Origin of the sequence: Cryobacterium levicorallinum (genome assembly GCF_004402405.1) — a bacterium.
In the GTDB taxonomy this organism is placed as follows: domain Bacteria; phylum Actinomycetota; class Actinomycetes; order Actinomycetales; family Microbacteriaceae; genus Cryobacterium; species Cryobacterium levicorallinum.
Genome location: NZ_SOFE01000004.1, coordinates 134307 through 157065 on the forward strand (window position 1 = coordinate 134307; position 22759 = coordinate 157065).

General features: G+C 64.4%; 23 protein-coding genes and 1 pseudogene. 10 read left to right on the plus strand and 14 right to left on the minus strand.

Annotated features, from left to right (window positions below):
- Window positions 1-64 precede the first annotated feature (64 nt).
- The 5 genes and pseudogenes from E3O11_RS02820 to E3O11_RS18645 all read left to right on the plus strand — a co-directional run.
- On the plus strand, window positions 65-883 hold the full coding sequence (locus E3O11_RS02820; RefSeq protein ID WP_092449575.1) for a Bax inhibitor-1/YccA family protein: 819 nt from the start codon (window positions 65-67) through the stop codon (window positions 881-883).
- A gap of 90 nt (window positions 884-973) precedes the next feature.
- The gene (locus tag E3O11_RS17475) at window positions 974-1126 is read left to right on the plus strand and encodes a hypothetical protein (RefSeq protein WP_158251615.1); all 153 of its coding nucleotides are present in this window, start codon (window positions 974-976) and stop codon (window positions 1124-1126) included.
- A 128-nt stretch (window positions 1127-1254) separates the two neighbouring features.
- Window positions 1255-1500 (plus strand): helix-turn-helix domain-containing protein, encoded by a 246-nt coding sequence (locus E3O11_RS02825; protein WP_092449573.1) that lies wholly within the window; start codon window positions 1255-1257, stop codon window positions 1498-1500.
- Entirely contained in the window at window positions 1493-1879 is a 387-nt protein-coding gene (locus E3O11_RS17480) for a hypothetical protein (protein WP_166787460.1), read from the plus strand. The genes E3O11_RS02825 and E3O11_RS17480 overlap by 8 nt, the downstream gene beginning before the upstream one ends.
- Window positions 1810-2337, plus strand: a pseudogene (locus E3O11_RS18645) (HipA domain-containing protein); the annotation flags it as partial. The gene E3O11_RS17480 and the pseudogene E3O11_RS18645, both read left to right, overlap by 70 nt.
- A gap of 9 nt (window positions 2338-2346) precedes the next feature.
- Here the strand turns inward: E3O11_RS18645 and E3O11_RS02835 are convergent.
- Window positions 2347-3432, minus strand: a complete 1086-nt coding sequence (locus tag E3O11_RS02835; protein ID WP_092449569.1) for a DMT family transporter — start codon at window positions 3430-3432, stop codon at window positions 2347-2349.
- A 44-nt stretch (window positions 3433-3476) separates the two neighbouring features.
- Between E3O11_RS02835 and E3O11_RS02840 the strand changes: the two genes are divergently transcribed.
- Window positions 3477-3968: a MarR family winged helix-turn-helix transcriptional regulator gene (locus E3O11_RS02840; RefSeq protein ID WP_092449567.1), complete on the plus strand. Its 492-nt coding sequence runs from the start codon at window positions 3477-3479 to the stop codon at window positions 3966-3968.
- Here the strand turns inward: E3O11_RS02840 and E3O11_RS02845 are convergent.
- From E3O11_RS02845 to guaB, 10 genes are all read right to left on the minus strand, one after another.
- A complete protein-coding gene (locus E3O11_RS02845) occupies window positions 3965-4201 on the minus strand; it encodes an SRPBCC domain-containing protein (protein ID WP_092449565.1) in 237 nt (78 codons plus the stop codon). The two genes, E3O11_RS02840 and E3O11_RS02845, sit on opposite strands and share 4 nt — an antisense overlap.
- A gap of 175 nt (window positions 4202-4376) precedes the next feature.
- Window positions 4377-4850: a DUF1990 family protein gene (locus E3O11_RS02850; RefSeq protein WP_092449783.1), complete on the minus strand. Its 474-nt coding sequence runs from the start codon at window positions 4848-4850 to the stop codon at window positions 4377-4379.
- A gap of 603 nt (window positions 4851-5453) precedes the next feature.
- Window positions 5454-7058: a glutamine-hydrolyzing GMP synthase gene (gene guaA / locus E3O11_RS02855; RefSeq protein WP_092449563.1), complete on the minus strand. Its 1605-nt coding sequence runs from the start codon at window positions 7056-7058 to the stop codon at window positions 5454-5456.
- On the minus strand, window positions 7055-7504 hold the full coding sequence (locus E3O11_RS02860; RefSeq protein ID WP_092449561.1) for a DUF3817 domain-containing protein: 450 nt from the start codon (window positions 7502-7504) through the stop codon (window positions 7055-7057). Before E3O11_RS02860 ends, guaA begins: the two co-directional genes overlap by 4 nt.
- Window positions 7505-7514: 10 nt before the next feature.
- Window positions 7515-8273 carry an SURF1 family protein gene (locus E3O11_RS02865; protein ID WP_170851562.1) on the minus strand — a complete coding sequence of 253 codons (759 nt, stop codon included), beginning with the start codon at window positions 8271-8273 and terminating at the stop codon, window positions 7515-7517.
- A gap of 5 nt (window positions 8274-8278) precedes the next feature.
- Window positions 8279-9733 (minus strand): cation:proton antiporter, encoded by a 1455-nt coding sequence (locus E3O11_RS02870; RefSeq protein ID WP_092449557.1) that lies wholly within the window; start codon window positions 9731-9733, stop codon window positions 8279-8281.
- A 3-nt stretch (window positions 9734-9736) separates the two neighbouring features.
- Window positions 9737-10270 carry a cation:proton antiporter regulatory subunit gene (locus E3O11_RS02875; protein ID WP_233193339.1) on the minus strand — a complete coding sequence of 178 codons (534 nt, stop codon included), beginning with the start codon at window positions 10268-10270 and terminating at the stop codon, window positions 9737-9739.
- A 124-nt stretch (window positions 10271-10394) separates the two neighbouring features.
- Window positions 10395-12107 carry a glycerol-3-phosphate dehydrogenase/oxidase gene (locus tag E3O11_RS02880; RefSeq protein WP_092449555.1) on the minus strand — a complete coding sequence of 571 codons (1713 nt, stop codon included), beginning with the start codon at window positions 12105-12107 and terminating at the stop codon, window positions 10395-10397.
- Window positions 12108-12335: 228 nt separating this feature from the next.
- Window positions 12336-13454, minus strand: coding sequence for a GuaB3 family IMP dehydrogenase-related protein (locus E3O11_RS02885; RefSeq protein WP_092449554.1), 1119 nt, complete (start codon window positions 13452-13454; stop codon window positions 12336-12338).
- A 117-nt stretch (window positions 13455-13571) separates the two neighbouring features.
- Window positions 13572-15074 (minus strand): IMP dehydrogenase, encoded by a 1503-nt coding sequence (gene guaB, locus E3O11_RS02890; protein WP_092449553.1) that lies wholly within the window; start codon window positions 15072-15074, stop codon window positions 13572-13574.
- 298 nt (window positions 15075-15372) lie between these two features.
- Here guaB and E3O11_RS02895 point away from each other — a divergent pair, with 298 nt between their 5' ends.
- Genes E3O11_RS02895 through E3O11_RS02910 form a run of 4 tightly spaced genes read left to right on the plus strand, consistent with a single transcriptional unit; the run spans window position 15373 to window position 19321 of the window.
- On the plus strand, window positions 15373-16638 hold the full coding sequence (locus E3O11_RS02895) for a branched-chain amino acid ABC transporter permease (RefSeq protein WP_092449551.1): 1266 nt from the start codon (window positions 15373-15375) through the stop codon (window positions 16636-16638).
- Between the two features lie 8 nt (window positions 16639-16646).
- Window positions 16647-17627 carry a branched-chain amino acid ABC transporter permease gene (locus E3O11_RS02900; RefSeq protein WP_092449549.1) on the plus strand — a complete coding sequence of 327 codons (981 nt, stop codon included), beginning with the start codon at window positions 16647-16649 and terminating at the stop codon, window positions 17625-17627.
- A gap of 49 nt (window positions 17628-17676) precedes the next feature.
- Window positions 17677-18567 (plus strand): ABC transporter ATP-binding protein, encoded by an 891-nt coding sequence (locus E3O11_RS02905; protein ID WP_233195182.1) that lies wholly within the window; start codon window positions 17677-17679, stop codon window positions 18565-18567.
- A complete protein-coding gene (locus tag E3O11_RS02910; RefSeq protein WP_092449545.1) occupies window positions 18554-19321 on the plus strand; it encodes an ABC transporter ATP-binding protein in 768 nt (255 codons plus the stop codon). Before E3O11_RS02905 ends, E3O11_RS02910 begins: the two co-directional genes overlap by 14 nt.
- 187 nt (window positions 19322-19508) lie before the next feature.
- Here E3O11_RS02910 and E3O11_RS02915 read toward each other — a convergent pair whose 3' ends face one another.
- The 3 genes from E3O11_RS02915 to rarD all read right to left on the minus strand — a co-directional run bounded on the left by E3O11_RS02915 (window position 19509) and on the right by rarD (window position 22720).
- On the minus strand, window positions 19509-20810 hold the full coding sequence (locus E3O11_RS02915) for an ABC transporter substrate-binding protein (RefSeq protein WP_092449543.1): 1302 nt from the start codon (window positions 20808-20810) through the stop codon (window positions 19509-19511).
- Window positions 20811-20937: 127 nt separating this feature from the next.
- The gene (locus tag E3O11_RS02920; protein WP_092449541.1) at window positions 20938-21687 is read right to left on the minus strand and encodes a hypothetical protein; all 750 of its coding nucleotides are present in this window, start codon (window positions 21685-21687) and stop codon (window positions 20938-20940) included.
- An 88-nt stretch (window positions 21688-21775) separates the two neighbouring features.
- Window positions 21776-22720, minus strand: coding sequence for an EamA family transporter RarD (rarD, locus tag E3O11_RS02925; RefSeq protein ID WP_092449538.1), 945 nt, complete (start codon window positions 22718-22720; stop codon window positions 21776-21778).
- Window positions 22721-22759: the final 39 nt, after the last annotated feature.

Consider the following 22759-nt stretch of genomic DNA (forward strand, 5'->3'; position numbering starts at 1 on the left):
CTGCGTGTCGGTTCGCCCGCGCGCAACCGAATGACCCATCAGCTGATTGTGAGTACAGCAACCCATGGCATCCTCCAACCCCGCTTTCTCCCGCAACGAAGCGTTCGGCGCTCGTGGCGCAGTGGCGTCGTCGCAGGCCCTCTCTGACAACGATCTGCAGTCGATGTACAACCGGCCCGCCGCCGGTTCACAGGACACCGAACGCATGACCTACGAAGACACCATAACCAAGACCGGCCTCGGCTTCGCGCTGCTGCTCGTGGCGGCCATGATCTCCTGGGTCGCCACCCCGGTGCTGCCGTTCCTGTTCATTCTGGGTGCCATCGCCGGCTTCGTGCTCGGCCTGGTCAACACCTTCAAGAAGGAGCCGTCGGCTCCGCTGATCCTCGCCTTCGCCGGGGCCCAGGGCTTGTTTGTCGGTGGCATCTCCCGCTTCTTTGAAGACATCTACGGGGGCGTCGTGATGCAGGCGGTTCTCGCCACTCTCGTCGTGGTCGGCGTCACGCTCGCACTGTTCAAGAGCGGCAAGATTCGCGCCTCGAAGAAGGCCACCAAGATCTTCTTGATCGCCATGATCGGCTACGCCGCGTTCTCGCTGATCAACGTGGGAATGATGATTTTCGGCGGCAGCGATCAGGCCTTCGGCATGCGCAGTGCGAGCATCAGCATTCTCGGCTTCGACATCAAGCTCGGCATCCTCATCGGCCTGCTCGCGGTGCTGCTGGCCGCGTACTCGCTCGTGCTCGACTTCGATTTCATCCAGAAGGGCGTCAACAACCGCCTGCCGCGCAAGTACGGCTGGACCGGCGCGTTCGGCATTATCATGACCGTCGTCTGGCTCTATGTCGAGATGCTGCGCATCTTCGTGCTCACCCGCGAGTAGTAGCTTCCGCTTGATCAGGCGCCCTCGTTCTTTCGGAACGGGGGCGCTTTTTCGTACCCCGCGCACGCCACACTGTGGTTGGCTTGAGTAATGAGTTTCACAGACCTGCACGCGTTGCTCCCGCTTGAAGCCACCGGCATGACCGCAACGTTCGGCTACATCGGCAGCGCCATCGTGCTCCTCGGGCTGGCCTTTGTAGTCATCCGCGCTATCCGCAAATACATCAAGGCCCCCAAAGGCTAAACAAGCGGATGCCCGGTGCAAGAATATCCGTACATACCTGCATGCAAGCTTATTCTTCCATGCATGTCTGCAAGAGTATGCCTACATAGCTAGGGGCTACCCCCGGCCCCGCGAACGAGAGGCCTGAAATGAATACCGTGGCGGTGACGAAATTCCGCGACCTCGGCGCCGTGATCAAGGCCGTTCGCGAGTCCCGAGGCATCCGCCAAGACGACCTCGCTCAGGACCTCGCCATCTCCCGCCAATATTTGCAGGAGTTGGAGAAGGGGCGACCCAATCTCTATATCACCCGGCTCTTTCGCTCCCTGAACACGCTCGGCATCACCATCACCATTTCATACACTCTCAGTGACAAGACCGACGATCATGTCTGACGCACTGTCCGTCTTCCTCCACGAGGACTATCACGGCGTGGTGGAAACCTATCGGAGCGGCCGGCAGCACGACATGCACCGCATCATTTTCACTTGGGACAGCGACTACTGGCCTGGCTCGATCACCCTGACCGAATCGTTCGCGTCTCTTCCGGGTACTCGCCCAGACGCCACCTTGGTCTCCAACTTTTTCGGCGGCTATGCGCCGGACGGCAACCAGCGCGATTTGATTCCGATTGGCACGAGCCTCACGGTCGAGCCCACTCGACGCACATCCTCAAACCGCAACTGCAATCCCGGCCCGGGGGAATCTACAACGAGTTCTATAGCCATGAACTCGCCCGGCACATGGGGCTCTCTCAATTCAGCAGCGAGGTAATAACCCTGGGCCAGACCACGTTCTTGGCTATCGAACGATTCGACCGTCTGGTCTCTGGCCGAAACGTTACCCTCGTACATCAGGAGGATGTCACCCAAGCCCTGGGCCTGGACTGGCGCGACTCCGACGTAAAGTTTCAGGAGGCCCGGTCGCCCATGAACCAGAACAGGCCGAGCGCACTGCGCATCGCCGAGTTGACGGGAACCTTCCGGGAATCAGCGACTGCCACGACGCAATGGTTGCGGCAACTGGTTTTTCACGTTCTCATTGGAAACAAAGATGCCCACGCCAAGAACGTCGGGCTTATCCACGACAGTGATGGCACCAGCATCTCGCAAATTTACGACGCCGTTCCGAACCTCTTCCAGCGTGGCCGGATCAACTGGGATCTGGCGATGGCAATCGACAACGTGTTCGATCACCGCAAGATCACGGTCGAGCGGCTGGTCAATGAGGCTCAATCGTGGTCAGTGCTGCGTAGAGACGTCATCGAGTCCACCATCTACAGCACCATTCACAGGTTCCAAGAAGCGCAATCTGCGCTCACCGCTCCCGCCGGCATCGATCCCGGCGTTGTCGACGGGCTCTCGTGGAATGCCGCCAGACTCGCGGCCGGCACCGAGATCAGCCGGCCGAAGGAACGATGAGCCACGCTTGACCCCCCTCCCTCTGAGGTTGCGTGGAAGACCGGCAGGCTTTGGCGCCCTGGCAACGATGGCGGCCGAGATCGAGCCCAGAACGATGACGATTCCCGCTATCTGAATCGGGGCAAGGTGCTCTCCGGCGATCGCCCAGCCGAGCAGGATCGCAACGACCGGGCTCAGCAGGCCGAGGAAGGCAATGGTGCTCGCCGCCAGACGCGCAATGCCGTGGAACCAGGCGACGTAGGCGAATGCGGTGCCGACCACGGAGAGATACGCGTAGCCGAGGAGGTTGGGCGCGGTCAACGGCGTGGTCGGGAGGCCCTCGAGCAGGAGCAGGACGGGCAGGAGGCTGAGTCCGCCGGCGATGAGTTGCCACGAAGTTGTCGCGAGCAGCGGCGCGGGCTGCCCCCACTTCTTGGAGAGCACGATCCCGGATGCCATGCACAGCGTGCCGCCGAACGCGGCCAGAATTCCGATAGCGTCAAGCCTCGCCTGCGCTTGGAGCACGATGAGACTCACTCCGAAGGCTCCGGCCGCACCGCCCGCCAGCACGCGCCCGGTCAGGCGCTCGTGCATTACTCGACTGGCGAGCACTGCGACCACGAGCGGTTGCAGACCTCCGACGATGGCGGCCACTCCGCCGGGCAGCCGGTAGGCCGCAATGAAGAGCAGGGCGAAGAACGCCCCGATATTGAGCACGCCGAGCACCCAGGATTTCCACCACCAGTCGCCGTGCGGTAACCGGCGGCAGAGAATCAGCAGCAGCAGCCCTGCGGGGAACGCGCGCAGGAATGCTGCGAGCAGGGGCCGATCGGCGGGCAGGAACATCGTCGTCGTCAGATAGGTGGTGCCCCAGAGAATGGGGGCAAGGGCTGTGGTCGCCAACAGCAGGGATCGATTGCTAAGCACTTAGCTATTATAGCTAAGTGCTTAGCAATTGCTAGGCTGGAGCCATGGTAGACCAGGTTGATCGAATCCTTGAGCAGTGGAGCACCGAGAAGCCCGACCTCGATGTCTCCCCGATGGCCGTCATCGGCCGCTTGAGCCGCACCGCTCTGGCGATCGAGACCCGCCTGGCCGCGACCTTTACGCGGTACGGCCTGGACGCATCCTCTTTCGACGTGCTCGCCACGCTGCTGCGGAGTGGTGCGCCGTACCGGATCGCCCCGGCGGCGCTGGCCCGCGATGCGATGATCTCGACGAGCGCGGTGGCCCAGCGGCTGAACAAACTGCAGACGCGAGGTCTGGTCAGCCGCGAGGCGAACCCCGACGATGGCCGCGGCACTCTGGTCGCGCTGACGGATGCCGGTAAGCGGCTCATCGATACCGCCCTGGCCCCGCACGTCGAGACCGAGCGAGCCATCACCGCGATTCTCACCATCGAGGAACAGTCGATCCTCGTGGGGCTGTTGCAGAGGATCAACGCTGCGGCAACGCGCGATTAGCTCAGGTATCGCCCGAGCGAATCGAGCACGTCCTGCCATCCGTCGTAGAAGAATCCATCGCCCTTGGACCCGTCGCCACCGCGCAGATCGAAGGTCATGCTTGTGCCGTTGTCAACGGGCTCGATGGTGATCGTGACGATTGGACTGTCATCCGGTTCGCCGCGCGGCTCGCCCCAGGACTTTCTCCTGCTGACCGGCGCGTGCGAGTATCCGCCGCTACGGACGGCCAACATACACCAGGTCACCTCTCGCAAGCAGGGCAATGTCAACGTCTTGATGGGCAGGCTGGCGGATCAGGGTGTGGTCTACCGGCTACAAAAAGGTCTCTACGAATACACCGCACCGAAGTTTCACGGGTATCTGATTCGGCGACAGCGAAGCACGACCTGGACATGATGCCTCGTTCGATCAGCGGAGCGAACGCAGGTACCGCCTGCGCGCGACCAGTTGCGCGACGCGGAGCAGTGGGTAGAGAGCTCGCCACGGTTGCTGCGGCGCCGCTCTCGTGAGCGAACGCACGGTGAGTCGCACCTCGTCGCCACGGCGGTGCACGATGAACGCCTCCTCACCGCTGACCGGATGCCCGGGCAGGGTTCGATAGGCAAACCCGACCCGGTCCGGCTCATCGACGACGGCCACGACCTCCACCGGCTCGACAACGGTCAGGTTGAACAGGCCTGCAGTGACGATTACACGGTCGCCGGGCGACACCGCACCGGGTGAGTCAACCGCAAACCCGCTCGCGGTCTTCACCCGCCACCGAAGCACATCCCGGGCGGCGCGCTCCCAGACCGCGCCACCCCTCCCCACGACCGCCGACACTTCCGATCGGCGGAATCGTGGGTCGCTGGCCGGCCAGTCGCGAAGGTCAGGGCTGGTCATGATCGGCGTTCTGCCACGGGCCGCTCCCCCATCTCGTGGGCAGGACTGAGTGTGCGCGTCATCTGCCCAGTCAAGCGCATCGGTGCCGGCGACGGCGGTCAATACGTCAACCACCGCAGCACAATCCACCACGATCACGCGCCAGTCCGCTCCTGTAGCTGACCCAAACGCTCGGTTCGGGCGCTCGCGAGCGTCTCCAGTGCAGATACCTCTGCCCGCTCAGCCCGTCGGGCCGCACGATCGAGCACCTCACCAACGGTCGGCCGCGCCACCTCTCGGTCGAGGAGGGGGTGGCGGCATCCGCTTTGGTGCATGGCGAAGCGGATGATGCTGCTCCACGAGTGCGCGCTCGTCACCGTCGGCACGGAGACCTTCGCGCATCCGGTCGAAGTCGCCCGCGCGCTGCTCGCGCGACCCACCCGCTGAGCGCCGCGCGGTCGGGTCGGCCGCCGGTTCCGCCCGCCGCCCGGTAGGCCAGCGCCCCAGAAACGCATGAGCGCGCCCAAAACGGGTGGCCGTTTCGGGCGCGGCTACGAGCGGATGCGGGTGCCGGGCACACAAAAAGGGCCGGCTCACGAGAGCCGGCCCTTCTTTACTTGGGGATTACTCCCACTCAATCGTTCCCGGCGGCTTCGAGGTGACGTCCAGCACCACGCGGTTAACCCCGTCGACCTCGTTGGTGATGCGGTTCGAGATCTTGGCCAGCAGGTCGTAGGGCAGCCGGGTCCAGTCGGCGGTCATGGCGTCCTCGCTCGACACCGGGCGCAGCACGATCGGGTGGCCGTAGGTGCGGCCGTCGCCCTGCACGCCCACTGAACGCACGTCGGCGAGCAGCACGACCGGGCACTGCCAGATCTCGCGGTCGAGGCCGGCTGCGGTCAGCTCGGCGCGCACAATGGCATCCGCTTGACGGAGCAGGTCGAGGCGTTCCTGGGTGATCGAGCCGACGATGCGAATTCCGAGGCCGGGGCCGGGGAACGGCTGGCGCTGCACGATTTCGGCCGGCAGGCCGAGTTCGGCGCCGATCGCGCGCACTTCGTCCTTGAACAGGGTGCGCAGCGGTTCGACCAGTTCGAACTGCAGGTCTTCGGGCAGGCCGCCCACGTTGTGGTGGCTCTTGATGTTCGCGGTGCCGCTGCCGCCGCCGGATTCGACGACGTCGGGGTACAGGGTGCCCTGCACGAGGAAGGCGATCGGATCGCCGTCTGTTTCGGCGGCTTCCTTGATCAGTTCGGCCTGGGCCTGCTCGAAGGTGCGAATGAACTCGCGACCGATGATTTTGCGCTTGGTCTCCGGATCGCTCACGCCCTCGAGGGCGGTCAGGAACTGCTCGCGTACGTCGACCGTTACCAGACGGATTCCGGTGGCCTTGACGTAATCCTCTTCAACCTGGCGGCGTTCGTCCTGGCGCAGCAGACCGTGGTCGACAAAGACGCAGACCAGCTGGTCGCCGATGGCCTTGTGCACGAGGGCCGCGGCCACGGCGGAGTCGACTCCGCCGGACAGGCCACAGATAACCTTGCCGGTTCCGACCTGGGCGCGAATCTTCGCGACCTGCTCGGCGATGACGTTGCCGCTGTTCCAGTCGGCGTTGATACCGGCGGCGCGGTGCAGAAAGTTTTCAAGCACGTGCTGGCCATTTTCGGAGTGCTTGACCTCCGGGTGCCACTGCACGCCGTAGAGCCGCTTCTCGTCATTGGCGAACGCGGCGACGGGAGTCGACACCGACGAGGCGAGCACGGTGAAGCCCGCCGGTGCGGTGGCGACCGAGTCGCCGTGGCTCATCCACACCGTCTGGCTGTCGGGCTGGTTGGCCAGCAGCACGTTGCCTGCGTTGCTCACGGTGACCGGGGTCGAGCCGTATTCGCGGGCCCCGGTGTGGGCGACGGTGCCACCGAGGGCGGTCGCCATCACCTGGAAGCCGTAGCAAATGCCGAGCACGGGCACGCCGAGCTCGAAGATCGCAGCGTCGAAAGCTGGTGCGCCCTCGGCGTAGACGCTGGACGGTCCACCGCTCAAAACGATTCCGCGTGGGTTCTTGGCGAGCACTTCGGCGGCGGTGATGGTGTGCGGCACGATCTCCGAATAAACGGATGCCTCCCGCACGCGCCTTGCGATCAGCTGCGCATACTGCGCGCCGAAGTCGACCACGAGAACGGGGCGATCCAGCCCGGAGTCGGTGATGGGGGCATCCGCTGGAATGGTCATGCTTGGGCCTTCGCCTTCTCGGCAAGTGCCGCGGTCTTTTCGGTATTCTCGGCGAGGAAACGCTTCACCGTGCGAGCAACGGGAACCTCGACGATGAAGGACAGGGTGGGAACGACGCCACCGAGGGCGATGAGCACGAAGCGCCAGAACGGCCAGCGCATGAGGCTCCAGAGGCGAAAGTCGGCGAACAGGTAGAGCACGTAGAACCACCCGTGCGCGATTAGAACGCCGGTGCTGAGGTTGACCGCGGCGACCGTGTCGGTCGGAACGAGCGCGAGAAACCCCTGCGAACCGCCCATCTCGATCTCGTGGCCGAAGCCGTACTTGATGACCATTTCGATGCAGAGCAGCAGCAGGAAGACGCCGGTGATGGTCGATGACACCTGGTACAGCCGCAGCGCACCGGGAATTCTGGAGATATCGGCGGGCTTGGGTAGACGAGGCATGTGCCTAATTCTACGTGAGCGCAGTGAGGGCTTCGGCGTCTTCAATTTCGCGCTCAAGGGCGTCGCGCACCAGGCGGTACCAGAGGAAAACGGCGAAGCCGGCGAAGACGACCCACTCGATGGCATAGAAGATGTTCAGCCAGTTCAGCGACTGGTCGACTTCCGGCACCGGGGAATCGATCACATCAAGGCCGGGCGCTGCTTCGGCATCGACGATGTAGCCGGAATAGACCGACTCGTCGCTGAAATCGGCCCACAGATTGATCAGAGCGGATGGCGCGACCTTAGTCATTTCCATCGAGTCGCCCTCCGGGTCGGGCAACTCCGGGGCCTCCCCGGTGAGAAAGCGTCCGGTCAGCGTGACGGGAGCGTTCGACGGTTCCGTCGCCAATACCTCGATGACCGACTGGGCGGTGGCCCGGTCGGGAGCCCAGCCGCGCGCGACGGCGACGCTGGCGGCAGCATCCGTTTGAAAATGGCTGACCACCCAGAAACCATCGATGCCGCCGTTGAGGCGCGTGGTGATGAGCTGCTCATCGCCGGGCACCCAGGAGCCCGTCGTCGTGACCATTTGGCCGGTCGCGATCTGCGTCACCGTACCGTCGGGCTGCACGACATCGGCGAGCGGTTTGACCTGCTCAGTGCTGCGCTCCACGACCACGCCGGATTCGATGGCGCGCTCCAGCTGCCAGTGTCCGAGCAGGGCGAAGCCTGCTGCGACGCCGAGGGCCAGCAGCAGCGCGAGCACCCAGCGGGGGCGCAGCATCATTTTGATCACGAATAGTCACCTGTGTGGGTTTCTCGCCCGGGTTTGCGTGCCGGTCTGTCGGCGTCATCATCGGGATCTGGGGAGTGCTGACCGAGCGCGAAATCGGCCATTGAATCTAAGTGTTTCGCTTGGGTAACCGTAGCTTCCGTCGCTTGGGAATTGACCGAGTCACGTTTGGCTGCCCGCCGGGTGTGCTCGTCGGCGTCCGTGGCCTGGGCCGCCGTCGCCGCCTCGACGAGGGCGATCTCCTCGTCCCGCATCGGATTGCGCGATGCCTGTGGCGAAACGGATGCCGGCACGCGCCGGCGCAGTGCCGACCCGATCTTCTCCGAATTCGCCGCGAACAGCGGGCCGAGGATGGCCATGGAGAGCACGTACAGGCCGGCGAACGGTTGCAGGCGCGGGTCGAGCCCGGCCGACACCGACAGGGTCGCCAGAATCAAGGTGAACTCGCCGCGGTTGACGAAGATCGCGGCCGTATTGAGGGCTTCGCGTGGCCCCATTTTGTGCAGCCAGGCCAGCAGCGCGCCCGAGAGCAGACTGAGCACAAAGGTCATCCCGATGGCGATGAACACCACACCGATCACCGAACCGAACTGGGCGATATCGAGGGCGAGGCCGAAGTTGAGAAAGAAGAACGCCGCGAAGATATCGCGGAGGGGCACGGCGACACGTTCGATCTTGGCGCGGTAGCTGCTCGCGCCAAGCACGACGCCGATCAGGAACGCGCCGATGGCATCCGTCACGCCGATGATCTCGCCGATGCCGGCGAACAGCACGACCAGGCCGAAGAACAAAATGGTAAACAGTTCGTCGTCCTTGGTGCGCATGAGACGCGACACCACCCGGCCGCCCCAGCGGGCGAGAGAGAACATCGCGACGAGAAAGACGAACGCGATGGACAGCTGCAACACGATCGGCCAGATCTCGGTTTTGCCGCTGAGCACGACGGAGACGATGGAGAGGTAGATCGCGATGAAGATATCACCCACGACGGTCACGCCGAGGATCATCGGTGTCTCTTTGTTGGCCAGGCGGCGCAGTTCGATGAGCAGTTTGGTGATGATCGCGCTCGACGACGTGCCGGTCATACCGGCGATGACGAGGGCTTCGCGAGGGCCCCAGCCCACGAGCATGCCGAAGATGAAACCCGCGCCCATGTTGATGAGCACCCAGGAACCGCCGGAGATGATCAGCGTCTTGGCGTTGCCGAAGAATTCTTCCTGGTCGAATTCGAGGCCGAGGCTGAAGAGCAGCAGGATCAGGCCGAACACGGCGATGAGTTCGATATCGCCGGATTGGAAGTCGAGGGGGAAGAAGTCGGTGTTGGGGCTGGCGAGCACGCCCACGATCATGTAGATCGGGATGGTGGGGAGCCCGATCACCTTGCCCAGGCGGCCAAGAACGTAGGCGACGACGAGCAGGATGCCGAGAACGAGGAGGTCTTCGCCCACGTGCATCGCTTACCCCCCGGGTGGAGCGTCGACGGTCTTCGCCTTCACTTCACCGGTACGAAAGAACGCGAAGGCCTTGACGACCTTTTCCGGCGAGCCGGCGACGACGAGGGTGTCACCGGGGAAGACCTTGAAGTCGGCGGCGGGGGCCGGGTTGGCGGATTCGCCGCGCACCACGGCGACGACGGTGAGGCCCGCGATGCCACGGTCGGCCGGATTGCCCAGGGCCTGGCCGGCGATGTGGTCTTCGTAGTCGACGGTGAACCAGTCGATGCTGAGGCCCGGGATCTGGTCGAGGGCGCTGAGCGACTCGGTGATCTGGGTACCTCCGAGCAGCTCGGCGAGGGTGTGCGCCTCGTCTTCGTTAAGCCGCAGCGAAACCTTGCTCGCGTCCGGGCCGCCTTCATCATCGGCGAAGGTGATGAGGTCGCTGTGGCCAGATCGGTGGGCGATGACGCCGACCTTGCCACCGTCATCCGTGATGAAGGTGTGCAGTACCCCCACGCCGGGAAGTTTGACCCGCCGAACATCAACCATTGTCATGACTCCTGAGCTATAAGGGCAGTTCCCCCATTCTACCGGAGCCGCTTTTGCTCCAGCGCGCTCGGCACCACCCGCACGACTGCGCCCGAGCCGGGTGCCAGGCGCGGAGCGCCGCAGCCGCGCGCTAGGTGGTCACGACGATGTCGGGGGCTTCCAGGCGTACCCGGTCGGCGGACTCGTCGTCCGGTTGCTCCTGCGAAGCCCGCTCGGCGGCGACCCGGGTGAGGTAGAAGCCGACCTCACGGTCGATGCGCTCCTGGTCCCAGCCGAGCACGCCGGCCATGAGCGCTGCGGCGACCGGCGCAGCCGACACCCCGCGATCCCACGCCTCGATCGAGATGCGGGTACGCCGAGCCAGTACGTCTTCGAGGTGCAGCGCGCCCTCGTGCGAGGCCGCGTAGACCACTTCGGCGCCGATGTAGTCGTCGGCGCCGGGCAACGGTTCGGCGAGCGCCGGGGTGGCGCGAATGAGGTCGAGCAGCTCGTCGGTGAGGGTGCCGTACCGGTTGAGCAGGTGTTCGACGCGCACGGTGTGCAGGCCGAACGCCCTGGCGATCTTGCCGCGCTTGTTCCAGGCGGCTTGGTATCCCTCGGCCCCCAGCAAGGGGATGTCGTGGGTCGCCGACGCGGGAATGCGCCCGTCGAGAGCGGACACCGCAGCATCCACTGCATCTTTGGCCATGATGCGGTAGGTGGTCCACTTGCCGCCGGCGATGACGACGAGGCCGGGAACGGAATGCCCAACGAGGTGTTCGCGGGAGAGCTTGGAGGTCTCGTCACTCTCGCCGGCCAGCAGCGGACGCAGCCCGGCGTAGACGCCCTCGACATCTTCCCGGGTGAGCGGAACGCTCAGCACGGAGTTGATGTGCTCGAGGATATAGTCGATATCGGCGGCCGTCGCGGCCGGGTGCGCCTTGTCGAGGTACCAGTCGGTGTCGGTCGTGCCGATGAGCCAGTGTCGGCCCCACGGAATCACAAACAGTACGCTCTTCTCGGTGCGCAGCAGCAGACCCATCGCGCTCTGGAACCGGTCGCGCGGCACCACGAGGTGCACGCCCTTCGACGCCCGCACCTTGAAGGTGCCGCGTTCGCCGACCATGCGCTGGGTGTCGTCGGTCCAGACGCCGGTCGCATTCACGACCTGTTTGGCCCGCACATCGAAGCGTTCGCCGGTCTGCAGGTCGTGGGCGTGCACGCCGACGACGCGCTCCCCCACCTTGATGAATCCCTCGACCCGCACCCGGCTGGCGGCGTGCGCGCCGTAGAACGAGGCGGTGCGTACAAGCGAGGACACATAGCGAGCGTCGTCGACCTGGGCGTCGTAGTAGGTAATGCCGCCGACCAGGGCGTTGTTGGTCAGGCTCGGGATGAGCTTCTGCACCTGACTCTTCGACAGGTGGCGGTGATGCGGCACCCCGGGCGGGCGCCCCCCGGTGTACGAGAAGATGTCGTACAGCAGCATTCCGGCGCCGATGTAGAACCGTTCGGTGAAGCGTTTCTTGAGGGGATACAGGAACCGCACCGGCTTCACGAGGTGCGGCGCGATGCGCTGCAACAGCAGGCCCCGCTCGGTGAGCGCCTCCCGCACCAGACGAAAGTCCAGCTGCTCCAGATAGCGGATGCCGCCGTGCACGAGCTTGGACGACCGGCTCGATGTGCCTGAGGCCCAGTCCCGCGCCTCCAGAATGCCGACGCTCAACCCGCGCGTGACGGCATCGAGAGCGGCCCCGGCACCGACGATTCCGCCGCCGACCACGAGAATGTCGAGCTCTTTGTCTTTGAGCTTGGCCAGGGCCGCCTCGCGCTCCTCCGGCCCTAATCTCGAGGATCGCGTCACTGAATTAGTGACTGCTGAATTAGTCCCTGCTGAAATGTGCGGTACCGAATTGTGGGGGGCCATGACTACTCCTGTTCAGACTCCGTGTTCAAATTCAAGCGGCGTGTAGCAACAACGCTGTTGCAGTACTGAATTGTGGCGGGTGAATCTGGGTACCGGCGGAACGAGCTGACTTCGGTGTTGATCTAAACCGACGCCAGTTCTCACCGATATTGATTTAAGCTGACGTTAGTTCACTCGGTACGGCGCGACAACCACTTCAACCCGTTGAAATTCTTTGAGATCGGAGTAACCGGTGGTAGCCATCGACCGACGCAGCGCGCCGATCAGGTTGGCGGTGCCGTCGGCGACCGGAGCCGGACCGTAGAGGATCTCCTCGAGCGGCGCGACGGTGCCGACCTCGACGCGCTTGCCGCGCGGCAGCTGCGGATGGTGCGCCTCGGCGCCCCAGTGGAATCCGCCGCCGGGAGCATCCGTTGCCCGGGCGAGCGCTGTGCCGAGCATGACGGCGTCGGCGCCGCAGGCGATCGCCTTGACGATGTCGCCCGAGGCGCCCAGCCCTCCGTCGGCGATGACGTGCACGTAACGCCCGCCGGACTCGTCCATGTAGTCGCGGCGCGCGCCTGCGACATCCGCTACGGCTGTGGCCATCGGGGCGTGGATGCCCAGGGTCGCGCGGGTGGTCGACGCAGCGCCCCCGCCGAAACCGACCAGAACGCCCGCGGCTCCCGTGCGCATGAGGTGCAGGGCCGCCGTGTAGGTGGCAGCGCCGCCGACGATGACGGGAACGTCGAGCTCGTAGATGAACTTCTTGAGGTTGAGCGGTTCCTGGTTCTGCGAGACGTGCTCGGCCGAGACCGTGGTGCCGCGGATGACGAACAGGTCGACGCCGGCGGCAACGACGGTTTCGTAGAGTTCTTGGGTGCGCTGGGGCGAGAGAGCCCCGGCCACGGTGACTCCGCCGGCCCGAATCTCGGCCAGGCGCGCGGTGACAAGCTCCGGCTGGATCGGGGCGGAGTACATCTCCTGCATGCGCGCGGTCGCCTTATCGGCGGGCAGGCTGCGAATTTCGGCGAGCAACGGCTCGGGGTTCTCATGCCGGGTCCACAGCCCCTCGAGGTCGAGCACGCCAACGCCGCCGAGCTGGCCCATCATGATGGCCGTGGTGGGCGAGACGACGGAGTCCATCGGCGCAGCCAGCACCGGAATGGCGAACTGGTAAGCGTCGATGGTCCAGCCGACCGACACGTCCTCCGGATCGCGGGTGCGCCGACTGGGCACCACCGCGATGTCGTCGAAGGCGTACACGCGGCGAGCGCGCTTGGAGCGGCCGATCTCGATTTCCATGATTCCAGTTTAGAGGAAGCCACCGGCATCCCCTTTTCCAGCGGATGCCGTCACCCGGCATCCGCAGGCCGCCAGCGCGGGCCGCCTAGACAACGCGAGCGGCGGCCCGGGCCGGAACTACCGACGGTAGTTCGGAGCCTCGACCACGATCTGCACGTCGTGCGGGTGCGATTCCTTGAGCCCGGCCGGGGTGATACGCACGAACTTGCCCTTCTGCTTGAGCTCGGTGATCGTGCGCGCGCCCACATAGAACATGGACTGGCGCAGGCCGCCGATGAGCTGGTAGGCCACCGCGGCGAGCGGGCCACGGAACGGCACCTGCCCCTCAATACCTTCGGGGATCAGCTTCTCGTCGCTCGGAACATCGCTCTGAAAGTAGCGGTCCTTCGAGTACGACGTCTTCGACCCGCGAGTCTGCAACGCGCCGAGCGAGCCCATGCCGCGATACGTCTTGAACTGCTTGCCGTTGACGAACACGAGTTCACCGGGACTTTCCGTGCAACCGGCGAGCAGGGAACCGAGCATGACGGTGTCGGCGCCGGCCACGAGGGCCTTGGCGATGTCACCGGAATACTGCAGGCCACCATCGGCGATGACCGGAATACCGGTTTCGCGCGCGGCCAGCGAGGCCTGATATACGGCGGTGATCTGGGGCACGCCGACACCGGCCACGATGCGGGTGGTGCAGATCGAGCCGGGGCCCACGCCGACCTTGATGGCGTCGGCACCCGCGTCGATGAGCGCCTGGGCGCCCGAGCGGGTGGCGACGTTTCCACCGATCACATCGACGTCAGCGAAGGCCTTGTCCGACTTCAGACGACGAATGATGTCGAGCACGCCGGCGCTGTCGCCGTTGGCGGTGTCGACCACGAGCACGTCCACCCCGGATTCGAGCAGAGCGGTCGCGCGCTGCCAGGCATCACCGAAGAAGCCGATCGCCGCGCCGACGCGCAGGCGTCCGGCGTCGTCCTTGGTGGCGAGGGGATATTCCTCGCTCTTGTCGAAGTCTTTCACGGTGATCAGGCCGGTGAGCTTGCCGTTGACGTCGATCAGTGGCAGCTTTTCGATCTTGTGCTTGGCAAAGATCGCGAGGGCGTCTTCGGGAGCCATCCCGACCTTGCCGGTGATCAGCGGGGAGGTCGTCATGACCTCGCGCACCCGGGTGAGGGCCTTCTTGGCATGCGGCACGAAGCGCATGTCGCGGTTGGTGATGATTCCCACCAGGATGCCGTCACTGTCGACGACCGGCAGCCCGCTCACGCGGAACTGGCCGCACAGGGCATCAACCTCGGCGACGGTGGCGTCGGGCGAAGTGGTGACCGGGTTGGTGATCATGCCGGATTCGCTGCGCTTGACCAGGTCGACCTGTTCGGCCTGATCCCCGATCGACAGGTTGCGGTGCAGAATTCCGAGGCCACCCTCACGGGCCATGGCGATCGCCATGCGGGTCTCGGTCACGGTGTCCATGGCGCTGGAGAGCAGCGGTAGCGACACATCAATGCGCCGGGTCAACCGGGATTTGGTGACCGCCTCGCTCGGAATGACGTCGGTGTGCCCCGGCAGGAGCAGCACGTCGTCGTAGGTGAGTCCGGTGAATCCGAACGGATCTGGCTGATCCATGAAACCCCTTACCTGTAGCTGAAAAACTGAAAATTGTCCGGAAAATCGCGATACCACCCCACGGGACGTGAAGGGAATAGACCGGTCCTTCAATGTTAAGCGTGTTTGGGCTCATCACATTCCGCACACCATTGGCCAGCCGGTGCGGAGTTTCGAAACATATAGGACATAATCGGCAAATACTCTCAACAGAGAAGTTGGCATTAGTCACCCGGCGCCCGCCCGGTTACCCATCGGTCGGCACCAACATGGAGGTCCCGTGCAGCCCACACATACGGCTCAGAGATACGTTCCCAGGATGCTCGTGATCCTGTTTGTGACACTTCTCGCGGCCCTCACCATGGCCACCTTCTCGGCGGGCAGCGCGCACGCCGACGAGGTCGGCACCGAGTTCGATTTCACGATCTCCGGCAACGTGCAATTCGACGGGGAAGCCCTCGGCGACGTAGCGATCGCCGTGTCCGGCAACGGCTACGAGGCCGACACGGTAACGGATGCTGATGGCCGATGGGCCATCGGGGTTCCCGAAAAGAGTACCTATGAGGTCACCCTAGACGAAGAAACCCTTCCGGAGGGCGTCGTCGTCACCGAGGGCAGCAATGTGATCGAAACGGAGTTCGGGCTGACCGACCGTCGCTCGGTCAACTTCTTCCTCGGCGAAGGCGTCCGCAATACGGTGAGCTTCTTCGACCAGTTTGTGAACCGGTTCTTCAACGGCCTGAACTTTGGTCTACTGCTCGCCCTCGCGGCGATTGGCGTGTCGCTGATCTTCGGCACCACTGGGCTGAGCAACTTCGCGCACGCCGAGCTGATCACCTTCGGTGCGCTGATGACGCTGGTGTTCTCGGTCAACTTCGGATTGCCGATCTGGCTCGCCATTCTCATCGCCATTGCGTTGAGCGGCGCGCTCGGATTCAGCCTGGATGCGGTGCTCTGGAAACCGTTGCGCCGTAAAGGCGTGGCGGTGATCCCCCTCATGATCGTGAGCATCGGACTCTCGCTGGCGCTGCGCTACCTGTACCAGTATTTCTTCGGCGGCAGCACGAGTCAGCTGCCCGGCGCGGGCATGGCGGACCTCAAGTTCGGCCCGATCTCGCTCTCCCCGATCGACCTCGCGAGCATGGGCATCAGCATCGTGGTGTTGCTCGCCGTGGCCTACTTTCTGCTGCGCACCCGCATCGGCAAAGCCACCCGTGCCGTCTCCGACAATCCCAGCCTGGCTTCGGCCAGCGGCATCGACGTCGACAACGTCATTCGCATCGTCTGGGTGGTCGGGGCAGCACTGGCCGGGCTCAGCGGGGTGCTCTGGGCCTACTTCCGCCCGGGGGTCAGCTGGGACATGGGCTTTCAAATGTTGCTGCTCGTCTTCGCGGCCGTCACCCTGGGTGGTCTCGGTACCGCCTTTGGAGCCCTCGTCGGTTCCCTCATCGTTGGGCTCTTCGTTGAGCTGTCAACGCTCTGGCTTCCGTCCGACATGAAGATTGTCGGCGCCCTTGTTATTTTGATCCTGGTGCTGCTGTTTCGACCGCAAGGCATTCTGGGTCGTAAAGAGAGAATTGGTTAGGGGTTCACATGGACTGGGGAGCAATCTTTGGCAACGCAGCCGTCGAGCTGATTAGCCCGACCACTGCCGCTTACGCACTCGCCGCCCTCGGGCTCGCCGTGCACTTCGGCTACACCGGCCTGCTGAACTTTGGCCAGGCCGGCTTCATGGCCCTCGGCGCCTATGGTTACGCCATTTCCATCCTGACCTTCGGTTTTCCCGTCTGGGGCGCCTTTTTGGTGGGGGTGGGAGCATCCGTTATTTTCGCCTTGATTTTGGGTATTCCGACACTGCGACTGCGCGCTGACTACCTCGCGATCGTCACGATCGCCGCCGCCGAGATTGTGCGGCTGCTGTTCACGACGAACACCTTCGCCGCAGTGACCGGGTCGGCCAACGGCCTGAGCGGTTACAAGAACGAGTTCGCGGCGCTCAACCCGCTTGCCGAGGGCAGCTACGGATTCGGGCCGTTTGAGAACAACGCCTACGACACCTGGCTGCGCATCGTCGCCTGGTCGATCGTGATTCTCGCGGCGCTGTTCGTCTGGCAGATCATGCGCAGCCCGTGGGGCCGAGTGATCAAGGGCATCCGCGAAGACGAAGACGCCGTGCGTGCGCTCGGCAAGAACGTGTACGCCTACAAAATGCAGTCGCTCATTTTCGGTGGAGTACTCGGCACCATCGCCGGCATGATCTTCGCCCTGCCCCGAGCGGTCGTGCCGTCGAACTATCAGACCACGCTGACCTTCTTCATCTACGCCATCCTGCTGCTCGGCGGGGCTGCGACGGTGCTCGGCCCGATCATCGGTTCGATGATCTTCTGGGTGCTGCTGTCGTTCTTCTCCGGCTTCATCTCCCGGGCCGTCGAGGCCGGCTGGCTGCCGTTCATGACGGCCATTCAGGGCGGCCAGCTGCGCTTCATCCTGGTGGGACTCGCGATTATGTTAATCGTGATCTTTAGACCGCAAGGCATCTTCGGCAATAAGAAGGAGTTGGCTTTTGTCCGATAACGCTGTTTCGGCCGCTCCGCTCGAGCCGCCCGTTCCCACCCAGAAGCCGATCAAAACGACCGGCCTGCACATCGGCGAGGCCGAACCGGGCTGCCGCAAGGTCGACCCGATTCTCGTCGTCGACGGCGTGCGCCGCACCTTCGGCGGCCTGACCGCGGTGAATGTCAACCACGTCGAAGTTCCGCGCGGCGCCATCACCGCGCTGATCGGCCCCAATGGTGCCGGCAAGACCACCCTGTTCAACCTGCTGACCGGTTTCGACAAGCCCGACGCCGGCAAATGGACCTTCGACGGCCGCTCCCTGGCCGGCGTTCCCGCCTACCGGGTCGCCCGCATGGGCCAGATTCGCACGTTCCAGCTCACCAAGGCCCTGGGGCTGTTGACCGTCATGGACAATATGCTGCTCGGCGCCAAGGGCCAGACCGGCGAGAATATGTTCCGCGCGCTGATGCCGTTTCTTTGGCGCAACCAGGAGGAGGAGAACCGGGCCAAAGCACTCGATCTGCTCACCCGGTTCAAGCTCGATACCAAGAAGGACGACTACGCGGCGAGCCTCTCCGGCGGGCAGCGCAAGCTGCTCGAAATGGCCAGAGCGCTGATGAGCGACCCGACCCTGGTAATGCTCGACGAGCCAATGGCCGGCGTAAACCCGGCACTGACCCAGTCGCTGCTCGACCATATTTTGAACCTCAAGTCCCAGGGCATGACCGTTCTGTTCGTGGAGCACGACATGCACATGGTGCGGCACATCGCCGACTGGGTCATCGTGATGGCCGAGGGCCAGGTGGTCGCCGAGGGCGACCCGCACGAGGTCATGAGAAACCCGGCCGTGATCGACGCCTATCTCGGGCAGCACCACGACGAAGACATCGGCGAAGACCAGGCCGCCGAAGCCGAAAACGTCTCAGCCATAAAGGAGTTGCTCGATGACGAACGCTAATCCGCTGGCCCCGCCAGCACCGGCCGAGACTCGGGAAGCGGTCGTCGCGGTCAAGAACGTGACCGCGGGGTATGTGACCGGCGTGAACATTCTCAATTCCTGCTCGCTCACCGCCTACGAAGGCGAACTGATCGGCATCATCGGCCCGAATGGCGCCGGCAAGTCCACGCTGCTCAAGTCGATCTTCGGGCTGGTCAAGGTACGCGAGGGCGAAATTCTGCTCCGCGGCAACAACATCACCAACCTCAAGGCCAACAAGCTGGTCGCACAGGGTGTGGGTTTCGTACCGCAGAACAACAACGTCTTTCCCACCCTGACCATTCGAGAGAACCTCGAAATGGGCATCTTTCTCAAGCCCAAGGGGCTCGTGGAACGCTTGGAGTTCGTCACCGAGATCTTTCCAGAGCTCGGCAAGCGGATGTCCCAGCGCGCCGGTTCGCTCTCCGGCGGCGAACGACAGATGGTCGCCATGAGCCGCGCGCTCATGATGGGCCCGCACGTGCTGCTCCTCGACGAGCCGAGTGCCGGGCTGTCCCCGGTGCGCCAGGATGAAGCCTTTCTGCGGGTGAAGGAGATCAACAAGGCCGGAGTGACCACGATCATGGTCGAGCAGAACGCCCGCCGCTGCCTGCAGATCTGCGACCGCGGCTATGTGCTTGACCAGGGCCGGGACGCGTACACCGGCACCGGACGTGAGCTTTTGAACGACCCCAAGGTGATCGGCCTCTACCTGGGCACCCTCGGGCAGGATTAGCTCCCGAAATAACCCGTACCAGCCCGTGGCGGCGTCCGAGACTCTCTCGGGCGCCGCTTCTGTGTGTGGGCTTGCTGAGCGGATGCTGGCGGCCGGGTCGCCGCATGCGCTCGCGTGAATCAACGCGGTACGCAGAAGGGCCCCGACCGAAGCCGGGGCCCTTCAATCATTCAGCTAAACGGTGGAGCTAGTTGATGCGGGTGTACTTGTTGCCAGCATCGAACTCGTAGATGCCGATGCTAGCGCCGGTCGGGTCGCCGTTCTCGTCGAACGTGATCGGGCCGGAGAAGCCGTCGTAATCGACCTGATCGCCAGCTTTCAAGGCTGCAGCAGCCTCGGCGAAGTCGGTGACCTTGGTGCCATCACCGGTTCCGCCGGAGACCTGACGCAGGTAGCTCGCGATGGATTCACCCGACACGTCGTTGGCCGCGTAGGCGGCCAGGGCGATCAGGATCACGGCGTCGTAGGACTCGGCAGCGTAGCTGTAGTCGGTCAGCGTCGGGTCTACTTCGAGGAGGCGGGTGGTGAAGTCACCGAGCGAGGCGGTGTCGAGGCCGGGCAACGTGCCCTTGGAGCCCTCGATGAGGCCGGCTGCGAAGTCGGCGCTATAGTCGGCGACGTTTCCGTCGACGAAGTACAGCTTGTCGCCGGGAAAACCGGAACCGACGAGCGCCGGGACGATGACCTTGGCCTGGTCGAACGTGACAAGCGCGATCGCGTCGGGATCTGCCGCGGTCACTTCGGCGATCTGCGAGGCGAAGTTGGAATCGCCCTCGTTGAAGAGTACCTCCGCAACCACCTCGCCGCCGGCAGCGGTGAACGCGTCGCTGGTGTACTTGGCGAGGCCGGTTCCATAAGCATCGTTCAGCACGATCAGGCCGAGGGTGGCGTTGCCATCGTCAGCGATCTGGGTGCCGAGCACTTCGCCCTGCAGAACGTCAGACGGAGCCGTACGCCAGTACAGACCGTTGTCGTCGTAGGTCGTGAAGGCGTCCGAGGTGTTGGCCGGGGAGAACTGCACGACGCCGGCGCCGGTGATCTGGTCGATTATGGTTTTGGAGACACCAGAAGAGGCCGCACCGACGATCGCCGAGACGTCCTGCGACAGCAGGTCGGTCACCGAAACGGTGGCGGTGTCGGTCGTGGTGTCACCCGAGTCGCGGAAAATGGCTTCGACGGTAATGCCGAGGCCGGCCGCGTTGATGTCGTTGACAGCCAGCTGTACACCGGCTTCTTCGGGCGGGCCGAGGAACGCCAGTCCACCACTCTGAGGAAGGGCGGTGCCGATCTTCAGCGTCAGGTCGCGGTCACCGGCCTCTACCGTATTGAAGTCTGCGGCATCCGCCGACGGCGCCGCAGAATCACTGGGTGCCGTATCAGCGTCGTTGCTGCAGCCGGTGAGCAGAAGTGCGCTCACGCCGACGAGCGCGACACCGGTAACGAGGGTACGAACGGAGCGGGAGGCGGAGGCCTTCGCGAATACGCTCATGTTGCTCCTTGATAGATAACGAGAGGTAAGTCTGGTCAGCCGATTGACTGCCGTGGTGACAGATTAGGCAATCAACGGCACAGAAACCTACCTGTGCGTGTTACAACCGGGTAAAGCGATCAAATCGTTACGAACGGCGACCGGTCACACCCTGATAATCAATGGTTTGCTCCTGCCCCAGCGCATACACGCACTCGCCCCAGGAGAGGCAGACGGCCGTTCCCGAAATCACCTGCGGCCAGCCGGCATCGAGCGATGCGCCGCCGTCGTCCCCGGTGATCACGGCGGCCAGGGCGGCCGTGATCAGGCCGTCGTAGGCCTCCGCGCCGCCAGCGGTGGCGTTCAGTCCCGGGTCGGCGGTCTTCAGATGCGCGGTGAATGTCTCGTCTGCGGCGAGCGGTGTGCCACCGTTGGCGAAGTCACCCAGTGATACCAGAGCGGCGCTGCCAACGGAGCTGTGCGCATCCGCTGGCAGCGCGGTCGTCGCGTCCCACAAGACCAGGTCAACGCCGCGAGCGGCGAGGTCGGCGTAGGCGGCGGCGAGGTCACCGGCCGAGTTGCGATGCACGAGTTGGATCGGCTGCGTCGGCGTCGCCTGCTCGGCCAGGATGTCGCGCAGGGCGAGCTCGGTGCCTGCCACCTGCGCTGCGCCGCTCGCAGCATTGTCCCCGGTGGTGGGAAAGAGGGTGCCGATGCTCAAGGTTCCGTCACCGCTCGGAGCGGCCGTGACGACCGCGGCCGGGGTCGTGCTCGGCGCGGCCGGGGTCGTGCTCGGCGCGGCCGGGGTCGTGCTCGGCGCGGCCGGGGTCGTGCTGGTGCAGCCGGTGAGGGCCAGGGCGCCGAGCAGAACGACGACGGTGAGCGTGCGACGGGGCATCTAAAATCCTTTGGTACGAGCTGAGGTGACGTGTCGGTTCAGCGTATCGGCTGGGCCGGACGGGGGTTCGGAGCCAAGTCGGACGGTATTAGGCAGGCTCAAGCGAGCTGCGACGGGGTCCGCGGCCGGAGGCGACCATATCGACCATCAGTATGATCAAGGCCACCCAGACCAGGGCGAATCCGGCCCAGCGTTCGAGCGGCATCGCCTCTTTCAGAAGGACTACGCCGACGAGAAATTGAATGACCGGCGCGACGAACTGAATGAGTCCGAGTACCGTCAGCGGCAGGCGCCGGGCGGCGGCGGCGAAGAGCAGCAGGGGAACAGCGGTAATGACCCCGGCCGCGAGCAGGCCAGCCGTGTGCCAGCCGGAGACGGTGCCGAAGGTAAGGCCGGACATGCCGGAAACGACCAGAAGCTGAATGATGGCGACCGGGGCCAGCCAGGCCGTTTCGAGGGTGAGGCCGGTGACGGCGTCGACGTTCGGGCCGACGCGCTTCTTGATCAGCCCGTAGAAGCCGAAGGAGAACGCGAGGATGAGCGAGATCCACGGCAGCGAGCCGTAGCCGACCGCCAGCACGATCACGGCGATAAAACTGATGCCGATGGCCGCCCACTGCAGGCGGCGCAACCGTTCGCGCAGCACGAAGACGCCCAGAAGCACCGTGACGATCGGGTTGATGAAGTAGCCGAGGGCTGCTTCGACGACGTGCCCGGTGGTCGCGGCGATCACGTAGGTCTGCCAGTTGACGAAGATGAACGCACCGGCCAGGCCCATGGTCCAAACCAGACGCGGCTGCTTGAACGGACGCCCGAGCACGGTCCAGGTGCGGGTCACGGTAATGATCAGGGCGCAGAAAACGAGGGAGAACAGAACCCGCCAGGCCACGATTTCGAAGGCGCCGGAGGGGATGAGTAGCAGAAAGTAGAGCGGCAGCACGCCCCAGAGGCCGTAGGCCAGGCCGCCGAAGACGAGGCCGGTGCGGTGGGTGGCGCGAGCGGCCGAATCGGCCGGTGCGGCGGCATCCGTCATAAATATTCTCCCTACCGAGACACTAACTGCGCAAACAAA